The following is a 7,386-nucleotide window of genomic DNA, read 5'->3' as shown; positions in this document are numbered from 1 at the left end:
TGGGGTTTGGGGAAGGGAGGGGGAACTTTCTTTAGAAAGTTCCCCCTCCCTTCCCCAATTTCCTTTCTTACTCGGCTTTCTCAATCCACTTTTTCAGCGGGGTTTCCATCTCTTCGCGGATGGCGGCGAGGGCCTCGGCACTGTCCGCTTCGAAGCGGGTGACGAGGACGGGCTGGGTGTTGGACGCGCGGACAAGCCCCCAGCCGTGGGGGAAATTCACGCGCGCGCCGTCCAGCTCGATGGTGTCGTAGAGGGCGCGAAAATGGGCTTTCACCTTTTCGACCACGGCGAACTTGGCGTTGTCCGGGCAGGGGATGTTGATTTCGCGGGTGGCGAAGGACGCGGGCCAGCCGGGGAGTTCGGTCATGGGCTTGTCCTGCGCCGAGAAGAGGGCGACAAACCGGGCCGAGCCATAGATGGCGTCGTCAAAGCCGTACCAGTTGTCGGCAAAGAACATGTGGCCGGACATTTCACCGGCGAGCGGAGCGCCGACTTCCTGCATCTTGGCCTTGATGATGGAGTGCCCGGTGGTCCACATCATGGGGGTGCCGCCGTGCGCCTTGATGTCGTTGAAAAGGCGGCTGGAGCACTTCACGTCCGCGATGACCGTGGAGCCGGGCTTGCGGGTCAGCAGCTCACGGGCGTAGAGGGACAGGACTTCGTCGCCGAAAAGCAGGCGCCCGTCGGGATCGACGATGCCGAGGCGGTCGGCGTCTCCATCCAGCCCGATGCCGAGATCGGCCTTTTCTTCCTTCACGCGGGCCATGAGCGCCTGCATGTTGGCCTCTACGACGGGATCGGGGTGGTGGTTGGGGAAATCGCCGTCCGGCTCGCAGAACATGGGGATGACCGTTGCGCCGAGTTTGATGAGGATGTCCGCGCAGATTTCACCGCCCGCGCCGTTGCCGCCGTCGAGCACCACTTTGACCGGGCGGGCCAGCTTGAAGCGGCTGAGGATATCTTGCTTGTACGTGGGGATGATGTCGATGCGCGAAGCCGTCCCCGTGCCCTCGGCGAAGGCGCCTTCCTCAAAAATGGCCTTGATCTTTTGGATTTCTTCGCCGTGAATGGTGGACTGTCCGGCCCATACCTTGAACCCGTTGTATTCCGGCGGGTTGTGGCTGGCGGTGATCATGACGCCGCCCTGCCGGTTGAGGTGCTTGACCGCAAAATAGAGCGCGGGAGTGGGGACCATGCCGATGCTGATCACATCGGTCCCGGTGGACAGGATACCCTCCACAAGCGCGTCGTGATACGCGGGCGAGGAGTGGCGGCAGTCATAGCCGATGACCGCGCTGCTGATGCCCCTGCCGGCCAGATAGGTGCCGCAGGCTTTCCCGAGATGGGTTACCCATTCGGCGTTGAAATCCTTGTCCACGACGCCGCGAATATCATAAGCGCGAAATACGTTGCCTGCGTTCATTTTTTTCCTCCGGATGTGCCCGTTGTAAGGCGTGCAAAGTGTGTACGGCATGTTAGAAAAAGAGAGGCGTTGAGTACATAAAGAACCGTATCGGCCGGTTTTCATATGATGCGGCCTTGATGCGTTTGAGATTGGAGTGGCCGCAACCCTTTTTATAGCAGACACCCCCTCCGCCCGCAAATGAGAAGGAAAAAGGCTTGGCGGACGGCAACAGGATAATGCGTGCCTTCTGGTCGTTAGAACGGCGAAAGTCGCGTTCTTGGAAGAAAAAAACTAAATGAACTTGACCGTCTGTGCAGGATGACCTATATTTTGTAAACTCTGAATCCATTTGGCAGGCAATCCCGGAACGGACGGATCCCGCCTGCGCCCGGATGGATTTGCCCCCCTCCGAAGGGGACGTGCGATGCCCGGCCTGTGCCGGTGCGCCCCGCATGTTCCGGCACGGAGGAGTTTTTCTGGCCATATAAGGAATCTTGATGAACTGGGACTGGGACAAGCTCCAAGAGAAACGGCAGAGGCAGAACTGGGGTAACAGCAATAACAACAGTAATAACAACAATAATAACAATAAGAACGACGAAGAGCCGCCTTTCGGCAGTGGGAGCGGCAACGGCGGCGGCAAGGGGCCGGACTACGAGAAGTTCTCCGACGCCTTCAAGCGCCTGCCCCATCTCTCCGCGCCCGCCGGCGGCAAGGTCAAGTGGATCCTTGTCGCGCTCGTCGCCGTATGGCTGCTTTCCGGCATCTATATCGTCAATCCCGATGAAGAGGGCGTTGTCCTGCGCTTCGGCAAATACGACCGCACGGTCGGAGCCGGCCCGCATTACGCGCTGCCCTTTCCCATAGAAACCGTCTACAAGCCCAAAGTCACGCAAGTCCAGCGTGTGGAAGTGGGCTTCCGCTCCGTAGGGCAGGGCCGCACTTTCCAGCAGGGGGCGAACCGTTCCCTGCCCGAAGAGTCCGGTATGCTCACGGGCGACGAAAACATCGTCAACGTACAGTTCAGCGTCCAGTACCAGATCAAGAATCCGGTGGAATATCTGTTCAATGTGACGGATCAGGCCGCCGTGGTCAAAAACGCCGCGGAAGCCGCCATGCGCGAAGTCATCGGCAACAGCCTCATCGACTCCGCGCTGACGGACGGCAAGCTCCAGATCCAGACGGAAGCCACGCAGCTTCTGCAGGAAATCCTCGACCGTTACAAGGTCGGCGTGCGCGTCATAGCTGTCCAGCTTCAGGACGTCCACCCGCCCAAGGAAGTCAGCGACGCCTTCAAGGACGTCGCCAGCGCCCGCGAGGACAAGAGCCGTATCATCAACGAAGCCGAAGCCTACCGCAACGAGCTCATCCCCAAGGCGCGCGGCCTCGCCGCCGAGGTGGAGAACCAGGCGCAGGCCTACAAGGAAACCCGTATCCGCAACGCCGAGGGCGAAGCCAACCGCTTCCTCGCGCTCCTCAAGGAGTACGAGCAGGCCAAGGACGTCACGAAGCAGCGCATGTATCTTGAAACTATGGAAGAAATTCTCAGCCGTCCCGGCATGGAAAAGCTCGTTCTCCCGAAGGACGCCGCCGATCGCGTGCTGCCGCTGTTGCCGCTCATGCAATCCGCCCCGTCCGCCGGGAAGATTGCGCCCCAAGAACAACCTTCCGGGACCCAGCTTCCGGAAGCAACCCTGAGCAGACCGAGGGGGAATAACTGATGGAAAAGCGTTTTCCCTTTCTGATCGGCCTGATCATCATTCTGGTTATGATCGGTTCCCAGAGCATCTTTATCGTCAATCAGACGGAAAAGGCGCTGGTGATCCAGCTCGGCGATCCCGTGGACAAGGTGTTCGGGCCGGGCCTGCATTTCAAGATTCCGCTTATCCAAACCGTCGTGCGTTTCGACGCGCGCGTATTAGATTATGAGGCAAGGGCCGCAGAGGCCTTGACCAGCGATAAAAAGACTATAGTTCTCGATAACTACGCTCGCTGGCGGATCATCGATCCCTTGCAGTTCTACAGATCGGTGCGCACGATCCCGGGAGCCCAGGCCCGTCTTGACGACGTGGTGTACTCCCAGTTGCGCGCCCAGGTTGGTCGGCACAGCCTGACCGAGGTCGTCTCGAGCAAACGCAGCGGTATCATGGCCGACGTGACCCGCCGCGCTTCGGACATCATGAAAGAGTATGGTATTGAAGTTGTTGACGTGCGCATCAAGCGCACCGACCTGCCCGCCGAAAACCAGCGGGCCATTTTCGGAAGGATGCGGGCCGAACGCGAGCGCCAGGCCAAGCAGTACCGCTCCGAAGGTGTCGAAGAAGCGACAAAACTCCGTTCCGAAGCAGACAGGGAACGGGCAGTTATACTGGCAGAGGCCAACCGCCGTTCATCCGTCATCCGTGGTGAGGGCGATGCGACGGCGGCACGGGTTTTTGCGGAAGCTTTTTCCCGCGCCCCGGACTTCTATAAGTTTCAGCGCGGGCTTGAAGCGCTCAAGAAGGGCTTCGAGCAAAATTCCCGCATTGTGATTACGAACGATGACCCTTTCCTCGCCCCCATCAGATAACCCCGGGGGTATGGAGTTTTTCAATGACGTTTTTTCAGGAAGTTTATGACCGCATCCGTTGTGCGACGAATGCCAGAACCCAAACGGAACTGGCCGCCGTGCTTGAAATACGGCAGTCAAGCATTTCGGATGCGAAGCGTCGGAATTCGATCCCTTCCGACTGGTACATGAAACTGTTCGAAAAGTTCGGGCTCAACCCCGATTGGATCAAGAGCGGCACCGGCCCGATGTTCCTGAAGATCGATCAGGTATACACGCCGGTCGAAGGCCCGCCGGAAGGGTTCCACGAGGAACCGGCCCACTATGCGGACCCCAACGCCATCAGCACGCTGACTAAGGTCTATTCGACGCAATGCGCGTATGAAGAGGGGCATCCCGCCCCGGATTTGCAGACTTCGGGCAAGATTGCCCTGCCGCAGTCCTATGTCAATGCGCAGACGCTCGTGTTTCATATCGAATCGGATTCGTTTTCCCCGCTGGTCCGCCGCGGGGCTTATGTCGGGGTGGATACTTCGCGTACGCACCCCATTTCCGGCGAAGTGTACGCCGTATACATGCCGCATGAGGGCGTGGCGCTTAAGCGCCTGTTCCTCGACGGCGATCATGACCGTTTCATCCTGAGGACGGAACAGCCCGCCCATCCCGGCGTGGCGTTGCTCCCTCAGGACTGCCCGGGGCGTATCCTCGGCAGGGTGTCCTGGGTGTTGCAGAATGTGTAAAGCATAACCGGGGGAGGGCGCTTTTTGAAAGGAGCGTCCTCCCCCGGACCCCCACCCGCAAAACTTCACGTTTATCGAATCCCTGTTCGCGGCTTTCCCTGTTGGTCTTTTGGGCCTGTGGAGAGGCCGGGAGCAGGGATTTTATGGACTGGGAGAATTGGAGGGGCGGATAACGTTTAGAAAGACGTGGTGAACCGTCTTTTTTGAAGAGGGTCGTTTCCCTATTCAATGCAAAAACAGGAGAGTGTTTTGGAGAGTTCCGTGATGCGGCGTACTTTGAGCGCCGTTTTGCTTTTGCTGGCGTTGGCTGGAGCGGGGTGCGCGCAGAACCGGATCGTGTACGCGCAATCCGGCGTGCAAGTGCAGCCGCCTCAATATCCGTCCTATCAGGGTTCGTACACAAACGGCGCGATCCCCTCGGCATGGCTGCCCCTGTACCAGCGCTTGCGTGCCGACGGTCTGGACGGCCCGGATTTGCCGGTGCTCTTCGCCTCAATGGGCATGCCGTCGCAGGACCCCATGGGCCGCAAGATCAAGGAGCTGTATACCAAGGCCTTCGCTCCCAAGCCGAAACCCACGCCGCCGTCCTCAAAGCCCACAACGCCCGCCCGGCCCAAGCCGCTGGTCTATCCCGGCGTGATCACCGCCGGGAACGTGGAGAAATGCCGGGCCTTCCTTGAGGCCAACAAGCCGGCCTTCGATTATGCCGAACGGACGTTCGGCGTGCCGCGCCAGATTTCCGTGTCGCTCCTGTTCGTGGAAACCCGCCTCGGCACGTTCTTGGGCAAGGAGAAGGCGTTCTACACGCTGGCGAGCATGGCCTCATCCCGGCGGCCCGAGGCCATTTCCACGTATGTGGCCCAGCTTCCCGGCTCCACAGCGGCCGATCGCCAAAGCTGGATTCAGCAGCGCATGGAGCAGCGTTCGGACTGGGCCTACAAGGAACTGGTCGCTCTGCTCAAGAATATCCGCTCGTCCGGCGAGGACGCGCTGGCCATGCCGGGCTCCATTTACGGGGCTATCGGGCTGTGTCAGTTCATGCCCACGAATATCAGCCACTACGGAGCCGACGGCAACGGGGACGGCGTGGTGAACCTGTTTACCGTGCCCGACGCCGTGGCGAGCCTCGCCAACTACCTCGCGCAGCACGGCTGGAACAAGGCCGCGACCCGCGCCCAGAAGCAGAAGGTCATCAAGACCTATAACCGTATAGATATCTACGCCAATACGATTCTCGGCCTTGCGGAGGCGCAGGGATACGTGGCGGAGTAAGTTTCCCTCCTCCGTCCAAACGGGGGAGGGTTTTCGTTTCGTCCTTCACGGAATTGTATCCGTCCGTTCGCCAAGGCGTCACGGAAGCGGCGTATCAGTTGGGCCTGTCTCTAGACGGGCCAAACTTTTATTCGGAGAATGAAAATGACGTATCGACTTTCCGGCAGGCTGTTGAACAAGGGCCTCATGGGTGCCGTGGCCGCACTGCTTCTGCTGATGAGCCTGCTGGCCCCGGCACGGGCCGAGCTGGTTCAGTTTGTCTATACCTCTGACCAGCATTACGGGATCACCCGTAAGGCATTCCGTGGGCTGGACAAGGTGTCCTCCCGCGAAGTCAACGCGGCGATGGTGCAGGCCATCAATACGCTTCCCGGGATCTCGCTTCCCGAGGACGGCGGCGTCCGGGCCGGACAGCCCGTGCAGTGGGCCGATGCGGTGATCTCCACCGGCGACATCGCCAACCGCATGGAAGGGACCGACGAGCGCCTGATCCCCTCGGCCACGGAGTGCTGGGACCTGTTCGAGAAGCAGTATATCAACGGCGTTTCGCTCAAGGACCGTGCGGGGAAGGCGGCTGAAGTGCTGGCCATTCCCGGCAACCACGACGTGACCAACGCTGTGGGGTTCTACAAGGCGATGACCCCTGCGGAGGACAACGGCTCTCTGCTCGCCATGTACAATCGCGCGAACAACACTTCGCTGGCGCCCGAAGCCTTTGACGCCAAGCGGGACAAGGTGTTCCTGAACCGGGAATACGGCGGCGTGCGTCTGCTTTTCGTGCAGATGTGGCCCGACAGCGCGGCTCGGGCATGGCTCGACGCGCAATTGGCCAACGTCCCTTCCGGAAAGCCGGTGCTGCTGTTCACCCACGATCAGCCGGATATTGAAGCCAAGCACCTCATCAATCCCAACGGTTCCGGGGACATCAACGCCAAGGACAAGTTCGAGAATCTGGTTTCCGACGTGTCCAGCGTTCAAAAGGCCAAGGAAATCCCGGTCAAGGAACACCGGGAGCTTGCGGCGTTCCTCAAGAAGCATCCCTCCATCGTTGCGTATTTCCACGGCAACGAGAATTACAACGAGTTCTACACGTGGGGCGGCCCGGACAACGACATCGCCATGCCCGTGTTCCGCGTGGATTCTCCCATGAAGGGCAATGCGTCCAGCAAGGACGAGAAGCTCCTTTCCTTTCAGGTGGTGAGCATTGATACCGACGTCCGGAAGATGACCGTGCGCGAAGCCCTCTGGAACGCCGATCCCAAGCATCCGGCGATTATGTGGGGGGAAAGCAAGACCATCGGGTTTTAAGTAAAAGGTGGAGGAACATTGGGGAGGGGGAGGAGAAACTTTCTGAAGAAAGTTTCTCCTCCCCCTCCCCAATGCCTTCATACTTCTACCGCTTCCGCTGCATACGGTCGCGT

General features: G+C 59.7%; 6 protein-coding genes. 5 read left to right on the top strand and 1 reads right to left on the bottom strand.

Annotated features, from left to right (window positions below; all coding sequences use genetic code 11):
* Positions 1–67 precede the first annotated feature (67 nt).
* Entirely contained in the window at positions 68–1,423 is a 1,356-nt protein-coding gene (locus tag T370_RS0120450) for a phosphomannomutase/phosphoglucomutase (protein WP_029436838.1), read from the bottom strand.
* 479 nt (positions 1,424–1,902) lie between these two features.
* On the opposite strand from T370_RS0120450, the gene hflK reads away from it, so the two are divergent.
* The 5 genes from hflK to T370_RS0120425 all read left to right on the top strand — a co-directional run bounded on the left by hflK (position 1,903) and on the right by T370_RS0120425 (position 7,273).
* The gene (hflK, locus tag T370_RS0120445) at positions 1,903–3,126 is read left to right on the top strand and encodes an FtsH protease activity modulator HflK (RefSeq protein WP_029436837.1); all 1,224 of its coding nucleotides are present in this window, start codon (positions 1,903–1,905) and stop codon (positions 3,124–3,126) included.
* Positions 3,126–3,974, top strand: a complete 849-nt coding sequence (gene hflC, locus T370_RS0120440) for a protease modulator HflC (RefSeq protein WP_029436836.1) — start codon at positions 3,126–3,128, stop codon at positions 3,972–3,974. The genes hflK and hflC overlap by 1 nt, the downstream gene beginning before the upstream one ends.
* 23 nt (positions 3,975–3,997) lie before the next feature.
* The gene (locus T370_RS0120435; protein WP_005028172.1) at positions 3,998–4,693 is read left to right on the top strand and encodes a LexA family transcriptional regulator; all 696 of its coding nucleotides are present in this window, start codon (positions 3,998–4,000) and stop codon (positions 4,691–4,693) included.
* Positions 4,694–4,957: 264 nt separating this feature from the next.
* Positions 4,958–5,965: a lytic murein transglycosylase gene (locus T370_RS0120430; protein WP_029436835.1), complete on the top strand. Its 1,008-nt coding sequence runs from the start codon at positions 4,958–4,960 to the stop codon at positions 5,963–5,965.
* Positions 5,966–6,109: 144 nt separating this feature from the next.
* Positions 6,110–7,273, top strand: a complete 1,164-nt coding sequence (locus T370_RS0120425) for a metallophosphoesterase family protein (RefSeq protein ID WP_029436834.1) — start codon at positions 6,110–6,112, stop codon at positions 7,271–7,273.
* The last annotated feature ends 113 nt before the right edge of the window (positions 7,274–7,386 follow it).

This window comes from Bilophila wadsworthia ATCC 49260 (assembly GCF_000701705.1).
In the GTDB taxonomy this organism is placed as follows: Bacteria; Desulfobacterota; Desulfovibrionia; order Desulfovibrionales; family Desulfovibrionaceae; genus Bilophila; species Bilophila wadsworthia.
The sequence above is the reverse complement of the archived record's forward strand: the minus strand, read 5'-3'. Positions and strand labels throughout refer to the sequence as shown.

Bases quoted from the DNA above. Each gene is read 5' to 3' on its own strand.
- T370_RS0120430 (WP_029436835.1), top strand. From the start codon at position 4,958: ATGCGGCGTACTTTGAGCGCCGTTTTGCTTTTGCTGGCGTTGGCTGGA.
- T370_RS0120435 (WP_005028172.1), top strand. From the start codon at position 3,998: ATGACGTTTTTTCAGGAAGTTTATGACCGCATCCGTTGTGCGACGAAT.
- hflK (WP_029436837.1), top strand. From the start codon at position 1,903: ATGAACTGGGACTGGGACAAGCTCCAAGAGAAACGGCAGAGGCAGAAC.
- hflC (WP_029436836.1), top strand. From the start codon at position 3,126: ATGGAAAAGCGTTTTCCCTTTCTGATCGGCCTGATCATCATTCTGGTT.
- T370_RS0120450 (WP_029436838.1), bottom strand. From the start codon at position 1,423: ATGAACGCAGGCAACGTATTTCGCGCTTATGATATTCGCGGCGTCGTG.
- T370_RS0120425 (WP_029436834.1), top strand. From the start codon at position 6,110: ATGACGTATCGACTTTCCGGCAGGCTGTTGAACAAGGGCCTCATGGGT.